The 21,587-nt window shown below is 34.9% G+C and carries 18 protein-coding genes and 2 pseudogenes; all 20 read left to right on the top strand.

What is annotated here, in order from left to right:
• On the top strand, positions 1 to 1,886 hold a 1,886-nt coding region (locus tag BAU23_RS17530; protein ID WP_479370985.1), incomplete at its 5' end, for an ABC transporter permease.
• Positions 1,887 to 1,926: 40 nt separating this feature from the next.
• A complete protein-coding gene (essA, locus tag BAU23_RS17525) occupies positions 1,927 to 2,421 on the top strand; it encodes a type VII secretion protein EssA (protein WP_244159723.1) in 495 nt (164 codons plus the stop codon).
• Between the two features lie 3 nt (positions 2,422 to 2,424).
• A complete protein-coding gene (locus BAU23_RS17520; protein ID WP_025151415.1) occupies positions 2,425 to 2,697 on the top strand; it encodes an EsaB/YukD family protein in 273 nt (90 codons plus the stop codon).
• A 3-nt stretch (positions 2,698 to 2,700) separates the two neighbouring features.
• Positions 2,701 to 3,876 carry a type VII secretion protein EssB gene (essB, locus tag BAU23_RS17515; RefSeq protein WP_025151414.1) on the top strand — a complete coding sequence of 392 codons (1,176 nt, stop codon included), beginning with the start codon at positions 2,701 to 2,703 and terminating at the stop codon, positions 3,874 to 3,876.
• Positions 3,854 to 8,329, top strand: coding sequence for a type VII secretion protein EssC (essC, locus tag BAU23_RS17510; RefSeq protein ID WP_071734872.1), 4,476 nt, complete (start codon positions 3,854 to 3,856; stop codon positions 8,327 to 8,329). Before essB ends, essC begins: the two co-directional genes overlap by 23 nt.
• Before the next feature lie 93 nt (positions 8,330 to 8,422).
• Complete coding sequence (locus BAU23_RS17505) at positions 8,423 to 8,854, top strand: DUF5082 family protein (protein ID WP_002202989.1); 432 nt, start codon at positions 8,423 to 8,425, stop codon at positions 8,852 to 8,854.
• Between the two features lie 18 nt (positions 8,855 to 8,872).
• On the top strand, positions 8,873 to 9,160 hold the full coding sequence (locus BAU23_RS17500; RefSeq protein WP_071734871.1) for a hypothetical protein: 288 nt from the start codon (positions 8,873 to 8,875) through the stop codon (positions 9,158 to 9,160).
• Between the two features lies 1 nt (position 9,161).
• Positions 9,162 to 9,878 (top strand): DUF4176 domain-containing protein, encoded by a 717-nt coding sequence (locus tag BAU23_RS17495; protein ID WP_071734870.1) that lies wholly within the window; start codon positions 9,162 to 9,164, stop codon positions 9,876 to 9,878.
• Positions 9,879 to 11,933, top strand: a complete 2,055-nt coding sequence (locus tag BAU23_RS17490) for an HNH endonuclease (RefSeq protein ID WP_083583369.1) — start codon at positions 9,879 to 9,881, stop codon at positions 11,931 to 11,933.
• A complete protein-coding gene (locus tag BAU23_RS17480; RefSeq protein ID WP_071734869.1) occupies positions 11,921 to 12,349 on the top strand; it encodes an SMI1/KNR4 family protein in 429 nt (142 codons plus the stop codon). Before BAU23_RS17490 ends, BAU23_RS17480 begins: the two co-directional genes overlap by 13 nt.
• Before the next feature lie 34 nt (positions 12,350 to 12,383).
• Positions 12,384 to 12,854, top strand: coding sequence for an SMI1/KNR4 family protein (locus BAU23_RS17475; protein ID WP_231348364.1), 471 nt, complete (start codon positions 12,384 to 12,386; stop codon positions 12,852 to 12,854).
• Positions 12,855 to 13,358: 504 nt separating this feature from the next.
• Positions 13,359 to 13,694 (top strand): annotated as a pseudogene (locus BAU23_RS17470) (pentapeptide repeat-containing protein); the annotation flags it as partial.
• 144 nt (positions 13,695 to 13,838) lie between these two features.
• Positions 13,839 to 14,813: a hypothetical protein gene (locus BAU23_RS17465; RefSeq protein ID WP_071734866.1), complete on the top strand. Its 975-nt coding sequence runs from the start codon at positions 13,839 to 13,841 to the stop codon at positions 14,811 to 14,813.
• A gap of 15 nt (positions 14,814 to 14,828) precedes the next feature.
• A complete protein-coding gene (locus tag BAU23_RS17460) occupies positions 14,829 to 15,284 on the top strand; it encodes a hypothetical protein (protein WP_071734865.1) in 456 nt (151 codons plus the stop codon).
• 384 nt (positions 15,285 to 15,668) lie between these two features.
• Positions 15,669 to 15,794 (top strand): hypothetical protein, encoded by a 126-nt coding sequence (locus BAU23_RS30840; RefSeq protein ID WP_276327598.1) that lies wholly within the window; start codon positions 15,669 to 15,671, stop codon positions 15,792 to 15,794.
• Positions 15,791 to 16,258: pseudogene (locus tag BAU23_RS17455) on the top strand (DUF6985 domain-containing protein). Before BAU23_RS30840 ends, BAU23_RS17455 begins: the two are co-directional and overlap by 4 nt.
• Before the next feature lie 854 nt (positions 16,259 to 17,112).
• Positions 17,113 to 17,622, top strand: coding sequence for an ankyrin repeat domain-containing protein (locus BAU23_RS17445; protein ID WP_071734864.1), 510 nt, complete (start codon positions 17,113 to 17,115; stop codon positions 17,620 to 17,622).
• A 409-nt stretch (positions 17,623 to 18,031) separates the two neighbouring features.
• Positions 18,032 to 18,472: an SMI1/KNR4 family protein gene (locus BAU23_RS17440; RefSeq protein WP_071734863.1), complete on the top strand. Its 441-nt coding sequence runs from the start codon at positions 18,032 to 18,034 to the stop codon at positions 18,470 to 18,472.
• A gap of 18 nt (positions 18,473 to 18,490) precedes the next feature.
• A complete protein-coding gene (locus BAU23_RS17435; protein ID WP_071734862.1) occupies positions 18,491 to 18,946 on the top strand; it encodes an SMI1/KNR4 family protein in 456 nt (151 codons plus the stop codon).
• 931 nt (positions 18,947 to 19,877) lie between these two features.
• The coding region (locus BAU23_RS17430; RefSeq protein WP_244159722.1) for a T7SS effector LXG polymorphic toxin at positions 19,878 to 21,587 on the top strand (1,710 nt) is incomplete at its 3' end.

Genomic DNA, 21,587 nt, shown 5'->3' with positions numbered 1-21,587 from the left:
CGGTAGATCCGCCAACGGATCCAGAGAAACCAAAACCGCCGGTAGATCCGCCAACGGATCCAGAAAAGCCGAAACCGCCAGTAGATCCGCCAACGGAACCAGAGCCGAAACCGGAAACAGGATCGAAACCAGAAACAGAAAATGAGCCTAATAGGCCAACTTCTAAAGAAAAGGATCTTCCGCCGTTACCTTCAAGTTTTAGCTTAACGTTTAAGGCGGATTTTGATTGGACCTTGGATGAAGAAATGAAGAAAAAATCTTTTGTCTCTGTTGATTATTCATGGATTGTTAATGAGCAAACTCAAGTGAATGCCAGCTATGCAGAATATATAGATGTAAATAAGAATTTAATATCTGACTTACCTGAGTTATTGAAACAATTTCAAATGCTTGATAGCACTGCACAGCAAATTGTTACCTTATTTGGAAATCCAGAAGATTCCATATCTATTGATAGCTATGCAGATATGATTAACAAAATTGAAAATCAAGAGAAGACTCTCGAAGAGTTGGCAAATCCAAACTCTGTTTATCGTATGTATAACAATATCACAGGTGAACAAAAGATAGATGCTATTACAGAGAAAATTTATGAAGAATTTAAGAATAAAGGAAATCAACTCTATACAGATATTGAAGGCCAGATAAAAAATTTACAAGAAACAATTGGATCAACAACGGATAAAAATCATGATGGAACAAAAAATACGTTATATGGAACTTTAAATCTAATGACTGAACCTGAGAAGTTTCTGAATGAAGCAGAAAAGTTAAATAATTGGTTTGTGCAAGCCAATCAACAGATTAATGAAGCGTATCAATCATGGAAAGAAAATGAAAAAATCCAAGAAGAATCTGTAAAAAGTGCAGAAAATCAACATCCTGTAGAAAATCAACATCCTGCAGAAAATCAACATCCTGCAGAGAACGATACAATACCAATTTCTTCAGAAACAGATAGCTTAGTAAAAGAAATGGAAGATTTAGTTCAGAGTTCAAAGAACTCGGCTGAAAGTATAGAAAAATCTGCAGCGAAAGCTCATGACATTTCTCCAAAAATTCAGGAGTTGAAAGAAAATACAGATAATGTTCAAAAAAATGCAGATACTGTTTTGAATAATTTAAATACTTCAGTCACTCAAATTCAAAAGAATACAAGTAAAAATGAAAAATACTCAGAAGAGTTTAGCAAAGTGCTTTCTAATACCAAACGAGGTGGAGCAGATAATTATAAAGTATTCAATTTTCTATCAGCCCCAATTGCTACAAAAGGAAGTTTTGAAGCTACTCGCCAAACGTCTATTATTCCTTACTATATGACGCTTGTTGGAGCTGTTCTTTCAATCATTACCGGCATTTCCTTATGTCGTACTATTCAACGTAGAGAAATTACGAAAGATATGGTTTTTATTACACCTACAAGGGCATGGCTAAATGTTCCTAATGTTATGAAGGTAACAGGTGTCAGTCTAATTATCTCACTATTCTTTGCTGGAATAACTACTTTTAGTATTTTGAGAGTGTTTAATATCCCTTGGTTTAGTTACACGTTCCTAAATATTTTAGGTGGAACTTTATTAATAACAGGTTTTTCTCGTCAGTTTAAAAATATAACACTCTATGTTTGTGTTTCACTTTTAGGATTATATCTCATGTTAACACCATTATTAGGAATGCATACTCGTCCGGGTAGTATTGTCGATTTGCTTTATCGTTTTTCACCGCTTCAAAACATAGAAAATGGTTATACAGCACTAAGCAATGGTATCCATGTTGGATGGGAAAGTTACTTGTTATTGGTAATTATTATTGTTGTAGGAATTGGTACGAATTTCATTGCTTTTCCAGGTGTGAAAAAGTCAGAGAAAGCTGAACAAAAGCAATAGCTTATGTTGTTAGGAGAAAGGATGTACGAATTTGGAAAAAATGATAAAACCAAAATTTCTCGTTTTTTCTCTTCTAATTTCTTTTTGTGTGACAAATCTTTTTACTAGTTTTAGCAGTCTAGCCTATGCTGAAGATGGAAAATTAACGATTCATAACAACGTGATTTATGAAAAAGAAAATCATAAAAATAATAATTCTGTTACAGGGATAGAAGATTTGTTTATAAAAGACAAAAACACAAAAAATAAGGAACTTGAGAAAGAAAATAGAAAGAGTACTTCAAGTATAAAAGAAAAAGTATTTCTTACCGCTGAGAGTGTAGAAAAGAAACCAGAGGATACAATTACCAAGCAGCTGTTTTCTAAAGACTATACAGCTTCTAATGAAAATGAAGCAACTGTAGAAGATACCAATTATGAAATTCCTAGATGGACCCTCTGGATACTGTTAAGCATGGGTGTGATTGGAATATTAATTTTAGGCTGGTTATTAGGTAAAAGATTTTCAAACCTATTTATACGGAAAAAGGAGTAAACAATGGCAGAAAGAACAATGATTAATATCGAACTTCATGTTAATGAGCAAATACTTGATTTAACAATACCTAATCAAGTTTCTTCTAATAGATTGAAAGAACTATTGGTTGATTCATTATCTTTAGTAAATATAGAATTGCCCACTCATTTTTCATTGGAAGTAAAAAATAAGCCAATTCATTTAGATGAAAATGTTATATTGGCGAAATATCCATTGGCGGATGGTGATCAATTAGCCGTAAAAGAAATTATAGGGAGTTTGGAGGAACGCTAGAGTATGGGGGAAATGAAAAATAGTTTGATAGTTATTAAAGAGGAAACTACATCTACTTTTATTAAAGTGCACTTAACAGCTAATCAATATTCTTTGTCAGGTGTAAAGCAATTCCAGTTATTTTTAAATAAAGCACCACACTTTTTGACTGGAAAGATAGAAGTGGCGAATGAAGAACAGGTCATTATCACTTATGAAAAAGATGAATTATCTTTTTCGCTTGAACAATATGTTAAAAAATTAGATGAATTTGATCGCCTTCTTTTAGCACAAAAAGTAAATTTCTTAAAAGAATATCTTAACCAACCAGTAACGCCATTTATCCATCCTAAAAATATCTTTATTTTTGGGGAAGAGTTGTTTATTGGTCATCGTGGCGTAATGAATACCGTTATTCCTTATCTTCCAACAGAAGAAGTATATCTAAAACAATACAAGGCATTACTTCTTTATATTTTAAATCCAAAACTGGATTTTGAGAATCTAATTGATGGGGCCGGTGCAGTCCGAGATCCTTTTTCCGAAAAAATTCAAGAATCTTCTTCGTTTGAAGAGATAGACAAGTTACTAATGGAAACAGTTGCGATTCAAAAGGAAAAAAGAAATGCTACAAGCATACTGGTGAAAAGTAGAAATCACACTGTTTTTAAGTGGGGAACAATTATTCTTGGTCTTGCAACATTAGGTCTTTCAATAGGGGTAGGGATATATTCATTAAATATTGTACCTCAGCAAAAACGAATCATAAGTGCCGAATCAAAGTTTATTTCAAATAATTATTCAGATGTTCTAGATTCTTTAAAGGAAGACAAACCAGAGAATCTTCCTAAAAGCGCACTATATGTGTTAGCAGTGAGCTCGATTCAATTAGATAGCTTGTCTAATGAGCAGAAAGAATCTGTATTAGGGACTATCTCCCAAAAATCAAATGATAACACATTACTTTATTGGATCTATATAGGAAAAGGAGACTTTGAAAAGGCCTTAAATATTGCTAAAAATATAGGAGATAATCAATATATTCTTCACGCCTATACAAAAGTTTATGATGTAACAAATGCAGATAACAAGATGAATGGTGCGAAGAAACAAGAATTACTTTCGAAATATAAGGAAGAGATGGAAAAGTACATGAAGTTATTGGAGGGTAAGACGGATGATCAGAAATCTAAACAATAGATTATCTAGTGAAGGTGTACCAATTGATGATCAAATTGTAAATAAAGCGTCTGTACTCTATGATATTTTTTCATTTGGTCATATATTTTCGCATCACGAACTAACAATGTCAAAGCCATCACTTAAGATTGGTAACCATGAAATTTCTTTTGATGGCACGCATTTGTTCTTGGATCAAGATCCATGGACAGGTGATATGAAGGACGGGATTCTCGCGTTACCTCATGAAAAATTAGAAGTTTTAACTACTATCAAGCCGAAAACAAATTTTGTGATTTCTTCTTCAAAGGACTCGGGAATCACCATTCCGACTAAGGCTTTTGCCCTGGTCACATTTAATGAAAAGAATGAAACTTACCAGTTAAATCTGTTTTCAAATGGGGTAGTAGTTTACTTTAATGGAAAGAAAGTAGATCGATTAGAAAAAGTTTTGTCTGTAGGGGATCAACTTGTTATTGATGGTGTGCTTATTGAATTGAGAGAAAAACAATTTAAGTTGTGTAAGATAACCAATGAATTTTCACTAAATTCTTGGGAGATTATTAACGAGCTATTTATTCCAGAATACCCAAAAAATTTCCCTGAATTTAGACGTAGTCCAAGAATTCATTTACGAGAGCCTAAAGATGAGATAGCAATTCAACCTCCAAGAGCTGAGGAAACTGATGGGAGAAGTGATTTATTGCGTACGATTGTTCCGCCATTAGCAATGGTTGTTTTAAGTGGTGCAACGAGCGTATTAAGTAATGGAAACCCTATTATGATGTTAAGCATGGGGGGAGTAAGTTTACTCACGGCAGGGTTCTCTGTTTCAAGTTATATTACGAATAAGAAAGAAGTGAAACAAAAGAATCTTAAGCGAAGTGAGTACTATGAAAAGTATCTTATTCAAAAGGAAAAAGAATTGTCGTTGCTCTCTCAAAAGCAATTTGAAGCTTTAACGTATAACTTCCCTGATATGGATTCATTGTCTTTGATGACAAAAGAATACAGTCCAAGAATTTATGAAAAAACTATGACAAATGCTGATTTTATAAGTATTCGTTTGGGTCATGGAGAGATTCAAAGTAGTTATAAAGTCAGTTATCATTCAAGAGAAGAAGACGATGCTTTAAGTATATTTGCAGAAGAAAAAATTGTTTGGCCACATCAAACGTTAAAAGATGCACCTATTGCCATCTCGATGTTAAATCAAACGTTAGGACTTGCAGGAACAAAAACAGTACTACGAATAGCTGTACAGACAATATTATTTCAGCTTTCCGTTTTACATTCTTATAGAGATGTAGAATTTGTAGCATTAGTTCCAGAAGAAGATTATCAAGATAGTTGGCATGCATGGCGTTGGTTGCCACATTTTCAAATACGGAGCTTAAATTTACGAGGAATTATTCATAATTCACAGACACGTGACATGGTTTTAAATTCGTTCTATCAGTTGTTAACAAAACGTCGGCAACAAGTCAAAGAGGCGGGCAATGAGAAAGTAACCTTTGCTCCGCATTATATGTTTACGATTTTAGACGAGAGCTGGCTCTCTGGGCATGGATTAAATGAATTCTTAGCTGAAGATATGAGTCAATACGGTGTTACGGTCATTTGGGGGAAAGACGCGTTAAACATGTTGCCAGAGACAGCAACCACAGTTATTGATTATCAAAGTAACGAATCTGCGGTATTAATTAATAATAATAATGAGTACGTGAATCAACTTTTTGTTCCCAACCATTTACCCAAAAGTTATCCAATTGAGCAAGCAATACAACGCATAGCTAATTTAGAACATGTTGAGGTAGAGAAAAATGCGATTCCAGAATCGATTGACTTTCTAGAATTATATGATGTGAAAAATGTTGGAGAGTTACATATTGGTGCTCGTTGGAAAAAAGCAGACACTTCAAAGTCATTAGCTGTTCCTTTGGGTGTTCGAGGAAAAGATGACATTGTTTATTTGAATTTACACGAACGAGCACATGGCCCACATGGACTCGTGGCAGGTACAACAGGATCTGGTAAATCGGAAATTGTCCAAAGTTATATTTTATCTTTAGCAGTAAATTTTGCACCAGAAGACGTTGGCTTTTTACCGATTGATTTTAAGGGTGGAGGTATGGCGAATTTATTTAAGAATTTACCACATCTTTTAGGATCGATTACAAACTTAGATGGTGCAAGTTCTGCAAGAGCATTACAAAGTATTCGAGCAGAATTACAAAAGAGACAACGGAAATTTGGTGAATTTGGTGTTAATCATATTAATGGGTATACCAAGTTGTACAAACAGGGAAAAGAAATTGCTGATCCTGTAGAAAAGAAAAAATATCCATCAGAACCATTGCCGCACCTTTTCTTAATCAGCGATGAATTTGCAGAATTAAAAGCAAATGAACCAGACTTTATGGCTGAGCTAGTATCAACTGCACGTATTGGTCGTTCGTTAGGAGTTCATTTGATTTTAGCTACTCAAAAGCCAAGTGGAGTAGTGGACGACCAGATTTGGTCAAACTCACGATTCAAATTAGCATTAAAAGTAGCAGATCCAAGTGATTCAAATGAAATTATTAAAACACCTGATGCAGCAACGATTACTCAACCAGGACGAGCGTATTTACAGGTCGGAAACAATGAAATTTATGAACTGTTTCAATCTGCGTGGAGTGGAGCAACTTATAATCCAGATGCACAATATGAAGAAAAAGTAGACGAAAGAATTTGGCTAATTAATCAATTGGGCCAGCACGAATTGTTAACTACAGATTTATCTCAAGATGATGAAGTGTCCATGAAAAAGGAAGAAAAACAAACACAATTGGACGCGATTGTAGAAGATATTGTGATTCATGCTGAAAAAACAAATGCAGTTCTTCCTGAAAAACCTTGGTTACCTCCATTAAAAACAGAAATTGATAGTCCAAAGATTAATGTAGTAACTTCAGGGAATTTGAAAAGAAATCTTTCAGTTCCATTTGGTTTGATGGATATTCCATCAAGACAAGAACAAATTGACTTTTTACTTAATTTAGAAGAGTTGAGTCACCTTGCAATCTATGGATCCCCAGGATTTGGGAAATCCACTGCATTACAAACTCTTGTAATGAATTTATCAAGAATTAACAATCCTGAACAGGTCCAGTTTAACCTATTTGATTTTGGTACGAATGGTTTACTTCCAATAAAAGATTTACCGCATGTGGTGGATATTGTTCGGTTAGAGGAAGAAGAAAAACTGATGAAGTTCCTCAAACGAATTCGCAAAGAAATTCAAAGTCGAAAAGACGCATTTACAGAGTATGGTGTCGCAAGTCTGTCTCAATATGAAGAGAAATCAGGAAAGCAGTTGCCAGGGATTGTTACCATTGTTGATGGTTTTGACTCAATTAAGGAGAGTCCTTTAGAGGAAGCTATAGAATCTGTGTTAAATCAGCTTTTACGAGAAGGAGCAAGTTTGGGACTTTATGTAGTTATGACGGTTCTTCGTACGAACAGCTTCAGAATGAGTATGGCGAGTAATATTCCATCACATATTGGGCTATTCCTTGTGGAAGAAGGTGCAATTCGAGATGTTGTAGGACGTGATGCTTTGATTTCGCAAGAAATTGTTGGACGAGCGCAAATCAAACTAGACGAGCCACATGAAGTTCAAATTTATTTACCAACTCATGGAAAAAATGATATTGATCGATTGAATAATTTAGAGCAAGAGATTGCACAGATGAATCAGCAATGGAAGGGCACACGTCCTACCAAGATTCCGATGTTATCTAAAACGATCTCTATGCATGATTTTTATACAAATCCACAGGTACAAGAGATGTTAGATAATCTACAACTACCACTTGCTCTAAGTAAAGAAACTACAAATGTCGTTGGTTTTGTACCAGAAAAACATGGTTATTTTGTGATTGGAGACGATACGCCACAGCAAACGGAATATATTGAGCGTATAATCGTTCAAAACTTCAAACTTTTTGAAGGGAAAGCACAAAGAATTGTGTTTAATGGGAGCGAACGATTTGGCAGATTCAAAGAAAGCTTCGATGTGATTGTATCAGATATGGAGTACAGTACTTTTGTTAATGATCTAATGAGTGAAATTGAAGAAAGAGAGACACAAAGTGAAAATCAACCGATGTTTGTGTATATTCCAGATGCGCAAATATTTGGAGATAAAACATTTATTTCGGATGAAACATTCAATAAATACTTAAAAAATGGTTCTAAAGTAGGTGTTTATTTCATTTTCCACGGCAATCAAAAACAAATTGAGAACAGTTATGATGAATTTAATAAACGATTACGAGCAAATATTCCAGCAGGGATGATTGGAACACGTTTAGCTGATCAAGGATTGATAAATGTGAAATCTAGTTATAGTGAACCAACAGTGGAATTAGATGAGTCTCATTTCTTTGTTGGACGAAATGCAGGACGAGTGAAATTAGTTAGTGAGTAGATCAATTTATCTGCGAGTGGTGTGTATGGCTGAGTAGTTACAAACAGAAAGATAGTCTTGATAGGGAAATAGATTTTGAGGAGGGAAAACATTATGGCTCAAGAAGAAGATAAAGCCAAAGAAGCTGCACGAAAAGCGGATATCCATGCAAGTGTTGATCGATTTAAGGCAAGTTATGATAGTAAAATGGCTAGCCACAGGGCAAATGCCCAAAAGTTAGAGCGCTTAAAAGCCGCAAAGAGATCTTTACAGGGAGAACTTCATCATTTTGATTCTTATAAGAAAGAGTTTACCAATTTAGGCACAAGTCTAACAACAAGCCAGTTCAAAGGAGCACGTCGTAAGAAATTTGATGAGAAATTAAAAGAAATTGTGACAGCACTTGATGCAGATAAAGAGAAGCACAATGAAAAGCTAAACACGATGAATAATAAAATCATTTTATTAGAAATGGATCAGTCTATAATAGGTGACGCTATTGCGAGCATTTCAGCAAGTATTAGCGGTTTGCGTGCTATGTTATAGAAAAAGGAGAAAATATCAATGGGGAAAATAGGTATAGATAAAGGGAAATTTAACAGTGCAGTCGCAAGTGCAGAAAACGCAGTTAGTGTGATAGAGAAAGTTCCCTCACCGAACATTACCAAGAATAATCTATCTCGTTTGACGAGTTTTCAAAATTTAGTAGAGAAAGCCGGAACAACTTTAGAAGCATTTAAAGGAGTATCTTCTGCTGACACAGGCAAAATGAAAGCCGTCGCGGACAAAATTGTCGATGAAGATGCTAAAATGGCGAATGTAATCCAACAAAACACAGTGAGGTTCAAATAATATGGTCGAATATAACAAACGAGAACTTTTAGAAATTGTTTTACAAAATGACAAAACATTAGATTTAGAGATTACTGACGAACTATTACAAATGGGTAACTTACTGGGGAATCAGCCTTCCCTTTTTCGTGAGGTTTACAAGGCGTTTCGAAATCAAGAAGATGTCTTTGAAAACAAACCAAAAATCGGTGCGAAATTCTCAGTGACATTTGATTATCCGAATGAGACAATTCGTTTTGAACGATTAGAAACGCAATTAGACATTCCATTTTCTCAATTTTTACGTTTGATGGGTTTGGTTGATGCGTGTTATAGCGAAATTTTGCCGCTAGGTACCGTTGTGGAATTGGACATAGACATGATGCCAGAAGTAATTCAAAATATGTTCAAGAATAGTGAACTCGGAGAACTCGTGATTTTAACAGGGCGCAAAGTACCGTTAAGAGAGGGATTTAACGATTATGTGGTAGATTATCTTGGTTACTTGTGGCCGTTTGGTGAAATGAGTAACACACCAGCGATTTATGTGTCCAATATGATGATTAAGCGAGTTGTTTCACCTGGGATGACGAATGAATGGGAAGAACAATTTGCTTTTACTTTCTTACGAAGTATGCAAGTAGCAAATGGCAAGCTATCCAGTGCCTTTTTACCACTAGATAAAGCGCTTGCCTTCTATGAAGCTGTTCATACTTCACCAGAAAGAGAGGCGGATTAAATGGGCTTTCAAGTAGATTTAAAGGAATTCCTTGAAGTACTGGCAAAACTCCAAAAAGACACCGGTAAAACCAATGAACAACTTGAAAAAGCCAAAAACGCATTGAATGGGATTATACAAGCTGATGCCATGCAGGGTGAAACAGGAAAAGCGATTGTCAACGACATCAATAATAACCAAAAGACAGTTGTGACTGGATTGGAACTCGCCAATAAATTCCTCATTATGGAAATGGCGCAAACCTTACAGGATTTTCGGTCAACAACGGGAGAAACTGATGAGAATGCGGTTATTCTGGAAGATGCATTGCTTCAAGCGCAAAACAAACTTTCCAATCTTCAACCCAAGAAACATGAACTTGATAGTCGCATCTCTAATATTTACAACAGCGTAAGTGATTTGATTTCACTGAGTATGCCGAACAGCCAGTTTGATGAAAAACTGGTTGCAGCCAGCAAAGAACTAGAGGATACGATTCAAAAAGTACAGCAATTTGAAAGCAAAAAAGCAGAAAGCAATGCGGAAAACATTCTCAATGCATTAAATAACCAAGTTCAAATGGCAAGGGAAATGAGCAGTTTATCTTATACTGATCCGCAACTGCAAGCTTTCTTTGCGCAAGATGCGTTGGCAAAAGGCATTCATGAAATGGATACACAAATCACGAAAGCGGAAAAAGAAGCGCAACTGCAAGCTGAAAGAGAAATGAAGAAAAAGCAAGAGGAATGGGCGGAACATCATCCAGTGGAGGCTTGGCTTCAAAACTTTTCCAAAAGTGCCGGTGAGAAATGGGATGTATTAAGAAAAGGTACAAAATGGGTAGGGGAGAACATCCCTTTCCTAAAAGGACTTGCTGATGATGCATTGGTGTTGGAAGGTTTTTTAGGCGCGGCAGGTTCCGCTATTAGTGGGATAGCGATAGGTGCAATGAAGGTAACTTACCTAGCCTTAGAGCTTGGTGAGTGGGGCTTTAATTCGATACGCGGCGTAGAAACAGAACAATGGAAACTGGACGATATTTACGGAGCAGGTAATACGATAAAAAATCTTGGACAAGCCATCATCAGCTGGCAAGATTATCCTAAGTATGGTAAGGCACTAGTTAACTCCGTAAAAGGTTATGTAGAAAAAGCATTGACCGATCCTTATGCTCTTGGTGGCGCGATATTTGATATTGGTAGTTGTTTTGTCGGCGTTGGTGAAGTAACCGCCGCAGTGAAAGGAACAGCTGCATTCGGAAAATTCGCAGAGGGTACAAAAGTCTTTCAAGTAGCCGCGAAAAAAGGTAAAATAGTTGGTAAGTTGGAAGAAATAGCGGTATTCATGAATAAGTTGCCGAAGAATGCCTTGGAGAAGATTAAAAATATTGAGATCCCGAATTTATTCCCTGAACCTGCGCTAGCAGGTATAGGGAAAGCCGGAGGATCAAACTCTCTGAAAGATGCGTATCAGTATGTGACAGGGATAAATCAAAGGATTAAACATAATCTAAATCGTAATAAAATGGAAGAAGAAACTAAAGAAATCTATGAAAAAGCTATGAGGAATGCTGCTGGAAATCTACCTGATTATAATAAAAAGCCAATAATGCCAAGGCAGTATAAGCGGAAGGTTTATAATGAAGATGGTACAAGTACATATACATTTGTTTCAAAAAGAAACGGAAAAGAATATGACGTGAAGTATGATAAAGAAGGTTTTCCTCTATTCAACTCTAAGGAAGAAATACTTTTAGATAAATCGTTTTATTTAGAACCAGATACAGTACAATTTCGAGAGTTATCGTTAAGGCTATACGAAAAGATACAAAGAGATCAAGATTTGGCATTGAAATTTACTCCAAGTGAAATAGAGTATTTAAAAAGAGGGAAAGTACCCGGAACATTGACTTGGCATCACCATCAAGATCCAGGAAGAATGCAAGTTGTTGATTTCTTTGAACATGATGCAGCACCACATACAGGTGGGAGAGCAATCTGGGGTGGTGGCGTTCGAGGAAGGAAAGGTCATTTAGTAAAACAGATTTTGGAGGGAATTATGACATGGAAAAAGTAAATTGGCTATTTACAGAAGAATTAATTGATGAAAAAATAATATCTAAGGTAGAGAAATCTTTTGGAGTAATCTTTCCACAAGATTATAAGGAATGTGTAATGAAGTATAATGGTGGATGTCCGGAACCAGATAACTTTAATTTTGAAAATGGAGGGGAAGGTGTAATAAATAATCTATTAAGTTTCACAAGTCAAGATATGAATATGGAGATGTTTTACGATCCAATACAGCCTGAGATAGAGGGGATTGTTCCTTTTGCAAGAGATCCTTTTGGAAATCTAATATGTTTTGACTATCGTGCGGATAAACTATCACCGACAATTGTATTTTGGGATCATGAGGAACAAGGAGAAGCAGCTATAGAGATAATTTGTAATACATTTTCAGAGCTATTAGATGGATTATATGATGAGTGAAAACCTATTTATAAAAAGTGAAGGAGAAATAAATATGAACTTTGAATATACGTTTCCTCCAACAGACCAGAGAGAAATTGAAAACTTAGAGGAGAAATATAATATTAAGTTGCCAGATGAGTATAGACAATTTTTATTATTGAATAATGGGGGGAAAGCGGAGAAAAGAAGATTTGTTACAAATGATGCCGGGAAAGAAGGTACTGTCGAGTCTTCTATTGTACTGTTTTTTCCTTTAACTACTGAAACGAATCTTAATTTAGAAGAAATGTTTAACAAATATAACTTAGGGAAAGTAGTTCCTTCTCACTTTTTCCCAATTGGTTATAGCATAGGTGAAAGTTTAGTTTGTTTATTGCTCGAAGGAGAGGGGAAAGGTAATCTTTACTATTGCGATATGGATTATTTTGAACAAGATAATGAATTATTAGATGAAGATATAAAATTTATTGCAAAAGATTTTACAACATTTATAAAAGAACTTAAAGCACCACCGAAAAGTTAATGTGTTATGTGATGGGAATTTTGTATTAAAAAAGGATAAAAAATAATGTAAAAGAGTACATCAACAAATAAAACTGTTGATGTACTCTTTTTATGGATTTGAGAATCAAATCGATAGCTTATAAGATAATATATTTCCAATGATTAAGAAAAATCATATTTGAATTTATAGCTCATCTTAGTAAGTAGACACATGATATTGGATACAGTGGCTTTATAAGAGGGATAACCACACTTATTTAATGCTTGATTTATATTCATTTACCAGAATGACAAAGCTCATGATGCTAAAGTTAAAGATGCACAGGCATCTAAAACAAGTGAACGAAACAGAAAGGATTTTTGACGGGGAGAGTAAGAGCACTTATTTGGTGTCCTATTATTATTCTATTAATACAAAAAATGTCTTTAACTATTAAAAAAAGACATCCATAATTTTTCTACGTGATTGAAATGTATTATAAAATTCAAGTGAGGGCAATTAAATGGAGTGTTGATTGTAATCATGAATGAGAAGAATAATGATAGAATAAAAGTGATGGAAATATTAAGTAGATCCCAATACAATGATAAGATTATAGATGAGTTAGACCTTACTTTTTCAGACCTGTCAGAGGTAATGGGAAAGCGTATTATGGCAAACCGAGTTATGTTAAGGGCTTCCTCATTAATGGGAGCAGCGTTTCGTGATTGTGATTTTGAGCTGGCTGACCTTAGAAGTTGTAATTTAGGGGAAATCAACATTGCAGATTGTAGGTTTGGCGAAGCGGATTTCTCTAAAGCAAATATGAAATATGCAAAAATAAATATAAGTTATTGCTACGAAACATGTTTTGACGAAAATGTGAAGGAACAAGTGTTGAAAATGATATAGAAGTTTATTTTGAATCATATGTAAACTTGTTTTAATGTATTATTTGTCACAACATGTAAAGGGTGTCACACTGTCACTATAAAACTTGCAAACATTCATAGGGGAGATACAATGATAAACAAAAAAAAGTTAGAAATGGCTTTTAAAAGATATAGCAAAAATTTTGTAGATGGAATCAAGTTTGAAGATGTTAAAGATAAATATAATGTTAGTAGAAGAGAGATTGAGAAAATCATTGAGCAAAATGAAACAGAGAAAGATCACATACTATTAATAAATCTAAGAAAAATTTTCTCCTATCACTTGTCACTATGGAAAAACGATGTATTGATCAGCGGTGGAAACAATGTAGAAGGATTAAAGAACATGCAAAAAGTCTTATTTTACCAGTGCATGGGACAGGATCTCTATACAATCAGGTATCCAAGGATGATCTTGGGATATTCGTTTAGAGAAGTCGTCCTCACATTAGTTCATTTTGCAATGTATGGATGGGAGAAAGAAGAAAATATATTATATGATTTTATGGCTCATCACTTCGGTGGACATTTAATAAAGGCCAATGAAGAGGATAGACATATTTGGTTTTTGTTAGAACTGTACTTGCAGTATAAAAATAAAACCATCATGGGAACGAATGAAAAATTGCATCTAGCCGTGATAAATAAGTTTAAGGAAGCTGAACTGCGATGCGACTTAATCCCTGAAGACCTGAACATTTATGATGAAGTGCTGGGACGTTGGTCGACTGGTGATTTAGAAGAAATAGAACATCTAATTTCGATCATGTCTCAGTATCATTCTGCATTAGCTTCTGAAATCGGACAGCTAGGTGAATTTGGCGATTTCAGATACGGATTTTATCCTTTTGAAATCTTATTCTTGATCCATGTAAGAAAACAACTAGGATTGCCAGTACCTACTCAATTCGATAATTTTCTAATGAATACTCCAGAAGCGAAAATGGTATTTGGAGAACGTGAGCCATACCCTGAGTGGGACCCCGTGCTTCAGATGATTGATCAATTTTATCGTAAAAACTACCCGGAATATATTCCTAACAAGCATGGAGAATTATTTCAATAAAAGGAGGAAGCTAATATGCCTAATCAAGGGATAGCGCAGATTATATTTCCTGATAGCAAGGATTTGGAAACGTTTTTGAAGGAGCAAGGAAGTTATGACTTACATGAAGACCTATTAAAATATGGATTGACGACGAAACAGTTTTTATACGTTGACTATAAAGGTGAGGAATACCAAGAAATTGTCAATTTTATTCTTGATTACGAATTTGCCCACCAAATTGAATTAGCAACACAAGAAGAACTCGAGAAATTAGAAGCATTTAATTATGAATTTTTACCTAAAAAGATCATGGAGGTCAACAAAATACTGTCACCAAAGGGGTATGGACTATTTTCATATCCAAATTCGGGCGACTTCTTCGCACTATTCATTGTAAAAATAGAGACTATAACAAAATTGCTGCAAGAAGAAGTGCTGCACGATGATAGAATCCCTTTTCAAGAAAGATGTATCAAGTATTATAGATAGACCTAAGATTGTATGTTTTCAACCTTGACTCCGGTCAAGGTTTCTTTATAAGTTAATATCAAGATTGCATAGCTATCTAGAATGTGCTATTTTTGGCCATGTACGATTGTAATAACGCCATGTGTTACGGTAATCGTTCATGTTCTTGCAAATCTATTTAAAACTTTTTGCATGAACATTAGTCAAAATAAAAAAGATGTTTTGAATTTGGAAGGCTTGATACTAGAAATAGAAAAATAAGTTGAGAGATGTGCCTATTTTGTGAGTTACTTGGACACTGACAAAGGTACATGCTCAATAAAGGGAGTCAATAGCGACGTTAGGAGAACGTAGTGGCTATTGACTTTTTTATTTTTACAATTGGGTTAGAACGAGGGTAAAACAATGCAGCCCGTGCCAACAATCATAAATGCTGAATTTGGACATCTGGGTGGTGTAGGAGAGAGAAACGCAGGAGCGTTTAAACCCGGAGGATTTGCTAATAGACATAAGGAGGAGCTTGTAAAATGATTTTAAATGATTCGGTTTTCGGTAAACTTGAATATGAGTATGGTTGAGTTAAGGATACTATAATTCATTTTTTTGGAAAAGAAACTGAGATAACTTTAATGATAGATGGGGAAGAGGACGACAATTTTGATGAGGAACAATATGTAGCATACACCTCGCTTATGCAAAATTGGGAACACTTGCAACAAAGTTTTTTGCAACCGATTTTAGAGTATTATAAACAGGAGCGACATGAATTAGGTTATGATATTGAAGTAAATGAAAGTTATCCATTAGTTGAAACAACTGATCAAATATTAGAAATGATAGATTTAGACGGGATTGTTGTTCCTTATGGGGATTTGTGTGAAGGTAGAGACATTAGATTTACACTTAATTGTACATGGGATACAGAGAATGGGCTAGGAATTCGTATGTTAAATGAGATAGTAACTGAAGTAGGTTACCAGGATATTGCGATTTAAGTGTAACTATTAATCAATAATACACATGGATTGGAACTTATCGGCATAGGGAAATATAGACAGATAAAACAAACTTTATTTGAAGTGTACAAAAAAAGAAAAGGTCATTTTGAAGAATTGGCCTTATGATGGTTTACCATCATAAGCTCTTGTTTGGACCTCCGTCCCTTGATACGATAAAATAAGACACACGAACTTAGGCGAAATGACATTTTAATGGGCAACGGGTGCAATGACATGGAACGCATAGTAAACTAACGAATGCACACAAGCTCGTGCGTTTTAAAGGTATTACTTGTCACGAGACACAAAAGGGTCATACTATGTTTATGATACAATGAAACTTACAAACTTAGAACGAACATAGACACTTAGAAAACAAACGAACTTAAAGCACTTGATTGTCACTTATGGCAACGAGTGTTTTTTGCGTTGTAGCATGAAAAGTGAAACGAGCGTTATAATTTTATAAGTGCACTAAGGATACGGTTAAGGTTACTAAGGATGTAGACAAAATTGATAATGGAGCTTATTAAAAAAAAAATATAGGAGATCCTCCAAAAGATATGTATGATCCACATGCACATCATATTCTATTTAAAAAAGGTCTTGGCCAGAAGTAAAAAGTACTTGTTCAAGAAGGTACGGGATAGACCCAATAATTGGTGTAGAAAACCTTGTTTGGGCACCAAATGCCGTAATAGGGCAACATAGTCTTGATGCTTTGGAGATTGTTGTAAAGCGGTTAAGGGATGTTGAAGCAATAGACGGTGACCTTGATGATATTGTTGAAGCTCTTAAAGATTTAGGAGACATAGCTAGTACAAGATAGTAGAGATACAGGAGGTAATGTTATGGATGAAAAAAGTTTAAATAAAGCAATAAGAAATGCAATTAAAATTGGTGATATTAATGAAGTAAAACGTTTAATAGGAGATAATCCAGAATCTTTACATTCAATGACACCATTTGGTACGTGGTTACATGTTGCAGCAAAGAAAGGGCATTTTGGAATAGTGGAATATTTAATCCATAAAGGAATCGATGTTAATACAAAAGGGGATATATTTGATGCTTCCCCTTTAAGATTGGCAGCAGGAGCGGGGCATTTGGAGATAGTAAAGTATTTAATTGAGGCAGGCACAGAATTAGATGTGAGCTTAGCAAAAAGAAATCCATTATTTGGTGCGGTTTATGGTGGACATAAAGAAGTAGCTGAGTTTCTAGTTGAAAAAGGAATAGATATTTCAATTAGATACACTGGAGAAAATATTAAGAATATGGATGCTTATGAATATGCTAGAGAATTTGGGCAAACAGAAATTGCTGAATATTTAAAGCAGAAGATGGATGAAAAAGAATAGGCTGTTAAAAAGTACATACTCCATGATGGTTGTACCATCATAGAGTATTATGTGTAATGATAGAATAGAAAAAGAGGTACGACCTTAGGTGAGATGACATTTTATTGGGCGATGAATAAAACACATAGAATGTATATGAAACTAACGAACTCGTACAAAATTGTAAGGTTTAACGTAGTAGTTGTCACGATATATTAAAGGTGTCATACTGTTACTACAAAACTTACAAATTTATGCTACTTAAAAACAAATGAACTTAAAGCACTTGATTGTCTATGATAGGCAACAAGTGCTTTTTTAATTGATTGGTATGCTTTAACTTCATAAATAGTTGGTAAGTTGGAGGGAATAATGGAATAAATGGTAAAATAAAGAGAAACATAGCGAATCGAATTAGGGAGTTATTTTCATGAGAAGAATAAAATGGGAGCGTACACATGACCCTATTACCAAGCAGATAATTTCAGAAGTTGAAGAGAAGGTTAATGTGATTTTTCCTCAAGATTACAAAAATTGTGTAATGAAATATAACGGTGGTCATCCAGTACCGAATATATTTTTCTTTGAAGATGGAGAAGAAGGAGTTTTTGATTGCCTACTAAGCTACACGAATGAATATATTAGCATAACAGTTACTTATGATATTATCTCGCCATACATCCCAAAGGGAATAATACCCTTTGCTACGGATCCATTCGGTAATAAAATATGTTTTGATTTTAGAAATGATAAACACTCACCAACAATAGTTTTTTATGATAGCGATGAGTGTGATGAACAAGCAATTGAATATATTTGCAGTACTTTTACAAATTTAATAGATTCGTTGCATTTTAGTGAAAACGAATGAGTCGGAGGTCGATGAATTATGAATCTTAATTTTGAATATACTTTCAAACAAATTAAAGCCGAAGATATAGAAATCTTTGAAAGACTTAATGGATTAGAACTACCAGAGGACTATAAGAGTTTCTTATTAAGAGATAATGGTGGTAAATCTAATAGAAGAAGATTTACTACGAAAGATGATGTAGTTACGTCATCAATTATGATGTTTTTTCCACTATCAGAGGAAACAGAAAATAATCTACAAAATTCTTTAAATTATTATATTAAGGGAAATAAATTGCCTTCTAGACTTATTCCAATAGGAAAAGATCCAGCTGATAACATTATATGTATGTCAATCCATGGTAGCGATATAGGTAGTGTTCATCACTGTCATACCTATCAGATAAAAAATGAAGCGGAATTAGAAGCAAAGTTTATTAGGGAAATAGCTTCTAGTTTTACGGAATTTATTAATAAACTTTCTGAGAAATAGGATTGTACAATCCATTATTTGAATCAAAGTTAAATAACGTTATCGGTATCGAATGAACCTATCACTCAACCAATAACACATATAACCTCTTTGTAAAGTACAGAAAAAATAGACAGGATTTACATCATGACAACAAGAACATACAATCAACAAATCAAACCCTTTATAATTTGATTTTTAAAAAGAAATGTAATTTCGTATTTTACTAACGTAAATAATATAATTCCACAAAAAAGTGTACCTTCATTTGTTCATAAAGTACGTTATGATCTATGTAAGATTTTTCTCATTTATTTTTCTTAAAGCATCTCGACTTCCCACGAGATGCTTTTCCCCTTTTTATGATTTTTGGTGTTAATTCATCCAATGAATAGTAATTATTTTGTATAATTCTAAAAAATTTGACCATTCCTTAATATTCCCTTAACATTACCTTATGCATATATACGATATAGTAAGTAATCCTCTTTATCTTGGCTCTATATATTTATTGTTTCCTGTTGCAAAATCCTTATGATAAGGGTTCTTTTTTGTTCCATTTGGCTTGGAATCTATTCAGAAATCTGTGGCCTTTTTCTTATTTCATTTTGACGGATATTTCCAATCATGTTTTTTCTTAGAAACAGTTGAAGAAACTACCGGGGATCAGTCGGGATACGTGTCATTTAGAGTCAGCCATTATTTTATCAGAACTATGTGGGATATATTTTTTTAAAAGTATTGATGAAATAGTTAAGAATTCGCTGTTTTTTTTCGCATAAAAAAAGAACCCACTATAAGATGAGTCCTTTAGGGGATTGATTCGTGTAAAGAGTGATATGTCTAATAAACATATAAAAGAAGATATAGGTTACTACATATATGTACATTAAGAATTTCAATAATGGATTTAGGGCGATGTTGCCGTGCCCCAGAAAGAGAGGCGGATTAAATGGGCTTTCATGTAGATTTAAAGGAATTCCATGAAGTACTGGAAAAACTTCAAAAAGACACCAGTAAAACAAATAATCAACTTGAACAAGCCAAACAAGCATTGAATGGCATTATCCAGGCCGATGCCATGCAGGGTGAAACAGGGAAAGCGATTGTCAACGACATCAATAATAACCAAAATACAGTTGTGATTGGTTTGAAAGATACCAATGAATTACTTAGTATAGAAATGGCGCAAACCTTACAGGATTTTCAGTCAACAACGGGAGAAACTGATGAGAATGCGATTATTCTGGAAGATGCATTACTGCAAGCACAAAACAAACTTTCCAATCTCCAACCCAAGAAACATGAAATGGATAGTCGCATCTCTAATATTTACAACAGCGTAAGTGATTTGATTTCACTGAGTATGCCGAGCAGCCAGTTTGATGAAAAACTGGTTGCAGCCAGTAAAGAACTAGAGGATACGATTCAAAAAGTACAGCAATTTGAAAGTAAAAAAGAAAAAAGCAATGCGGAAAACATTCTCGATGCCCTAAACAAACAAGTTCAAATTGCAGGGAAGATGAGTAGTTTATCTTATACTGATCCGCAACTGCAAGCTTTCTTTGCGCTAGATGAGTTGGCAAAAGGCATTCATGAAATGGATACACAAATCACGAATGCGGAAAAAGAAGCGCAACTGCAAGCTGAAAGAGAAATGAAGAAAAAGCAAGAGGAATGGGCGGAACATCATCCAGTGGAGGCTTGGCTTCAAAACTTTTCCAAAAGTGCCGGTGAGAAATGGGATGTATTGAGAAAAGGTACAAAATGGGTAGGGGAGAACATCCCTTTCCTAAAAGGGCTTGCTGATGATGCCTTGGTGTTGGAAGGTTTTTTAGGCGCGGCGGGATCCGCTATTAGTGGGATTGCGATAGGTGCGACGAAGTTAGGGAGCCTAGTCTTAGAGCTTGGTGAGTGGGGCTTTAACTCGATACGCGGCGTAGAAACAGAACAGTGGAAACTGGACGATATTTATGGAGCAGGTAATACGCTGAAAAATCTTGGACAAGCCATCATCAGTTGGCAGGATTATCCTAAGTATGGTAAGGCACTAGTTAACTCCGTAAAAGGTTATGTAGAAAAAGCATTGACCGATCCTTATGCTCTTGGTGGAGCGATATTTGATATTGGTAGTTGTTTTGTCGGTGTTGGTGAAGTAACAGCTGCAGTGAAAGGATCAGCTGCATTCGGAAAACTCGCAGAGGGTGCAAAAGTCTTTCAAGTAGCAGAGAAAAGCGGTAAAATAGTTGGTAAGTTGGAAGAAGTAGCGGCATTCATGAATAAGTTGCCGGGTAGTATGAAGAATGTCGTGGAGAAGATTAAAAATATTGAGATCCCGAATTTATCCCCTAAACCTTCATTAGTCGGCGTTGGGAATGTAGGAGAAGGAAATACACTTGGTAGAGAGTTATTCTCTGTTGCTAAGAGTGAAACTAAGGGGCAAGCGCAAAATGCGAATCGGTTATCTGGAGAGAAATTCGATAATCCTTCTCTTAATATAGAGAAGAAAACATCTGTAGGGAATGAACCTGTGTTTGAGAAAAAGCCAGCGCAGTTTTTTGATGGGTTGGATTTGAAGAGTGGTCAGAAAGTTCCTCCAGAGGGGTTAAGTAATGCTGAGCTAAATACCAGTGATAGTGTTAAAAACCTTATTAATAATAGT

The organism is Bacillus nitratireducens (assembly GCF_001884135.1).
Taxonomy (GTDB): Bacteria; Bacillota; Bacilli; order Bacillales; family Bacillaceae_G; genus Bacillus_A; species Bacillus_A nitratireducens.
The sequence above is the reverse complement of the archived record's forward strand: the minus strand, read 5'-3'. Positions and strand labels throughout refer to the sequence as shown.

Bases quoted from the DNA above. Each gene is read 5' to 3' on its own strand.
- essA (WP_244159723.1), top strand. From the start codon at position 1,927: ATGATAAAACCAAAATTTCTCGTTTTTTCTCTTCTAATTTCTTTTTGT.
- BAU23_RS30840 (WP_276327598.1), top strand. From the start codon at position 15,669: ATGCAGCCCGTGCCAACAATCATAAATGCTGAATTTGGACATCTGGGT.
- BAU23_RS17440 (WP_071734863.1), top strand. From the start codon at position 18,032: ATGAGAAGAATAAAATGGGAGCGTACACATGACCCTATTACCAAGCAG.
- BAU23_RS17445 (WP_071734864.1), top strand. From the start codon at position 17,113: ATGGATGAAAAAAGTTTAAATAAAGCAATAAGAAATGCAATTAAAATT.
- essB (WP_025151414.1), top strand. From the start codon at position 2,701: ATGGGGGAAATGAAAAATAGTTTGATAGTTATTAAAGAGGAAACTACA.
- BAU23_RS17475 (WP_231348364.1), top strand. From the start codon at position 12,384: ATGAACTTTGAATATACGTTTCCTCCAACAGACCAGAGAGAAATTGAA.
- essC (WP_071734872.1), top strand. From the start codon at position 3,854: ATGATCAGAAATCTAAACAATAGATTATCTAGTGAAGGTGTACCAATT.
- BAU23_RS17520 (WP_025151415.1), top strand. From the start codon at position 2,425: ATGGCAGAAAGAACAATGATTAATATCGAACTTCATGTTAATGAGCAA.
- BAU23_RS17495 (WP_071734870.1), top strand. From the start codon at position 9,162: ATGGTCGAATATAACAAACGAGAACTTTTAGAAATTGTTTTACAAAAT.
- BAU23_RS17490 (WP_083583369.1), top strand. From the start codon at position 9,879: ATGGGCTTTCAAGTAGATTTAAAGGAATTCCTTGAAGTACTGGCAAAA.
- BAU23_RS17460 (WP_071734865.1), top strand. From the start codon at position 14,829: ATGCCTAATCAAGGGATAGCGCAGATTATATTTCCTGATAGCAAGGAT.
- BAU23_RS17465 (WP_071734866.1), top strand. From the start codon at position 13,839: ATGATAAACAAAAAAAAGTTAGAAATGGCTTTTAAAAGATATAGCAAA.
- BAU23_RS17480 (WP_071734869.1), top strand. From the start codon at position 11,921: ATGGAAAAAGTAAATTGGCTATTTACAGAAGAATTAATTGATGAAAAA.
- BAU23_RS17505 (WP_002202989.1), top strand. From the start codon at position 8,423: ATGGCTCAAGAAGAAGATAAAGCCAAAGAAGCTGCACGAAAAGCGGAT.
- BAU23_RS17435 (WP_071734862.1), top strand. From the start codon at position 18,491: ATGAATCTTAATTTTGAATATACTTTCAAACAAATTAAAGCCGAAGAT.
- BAU23_RS17500 (WP_071734871.1), top strand. From the start codon at position 8,873: ATGGGGAAAATAGGTATAGATAAAGGGAAATTTAACAGTGCAGTCGCA.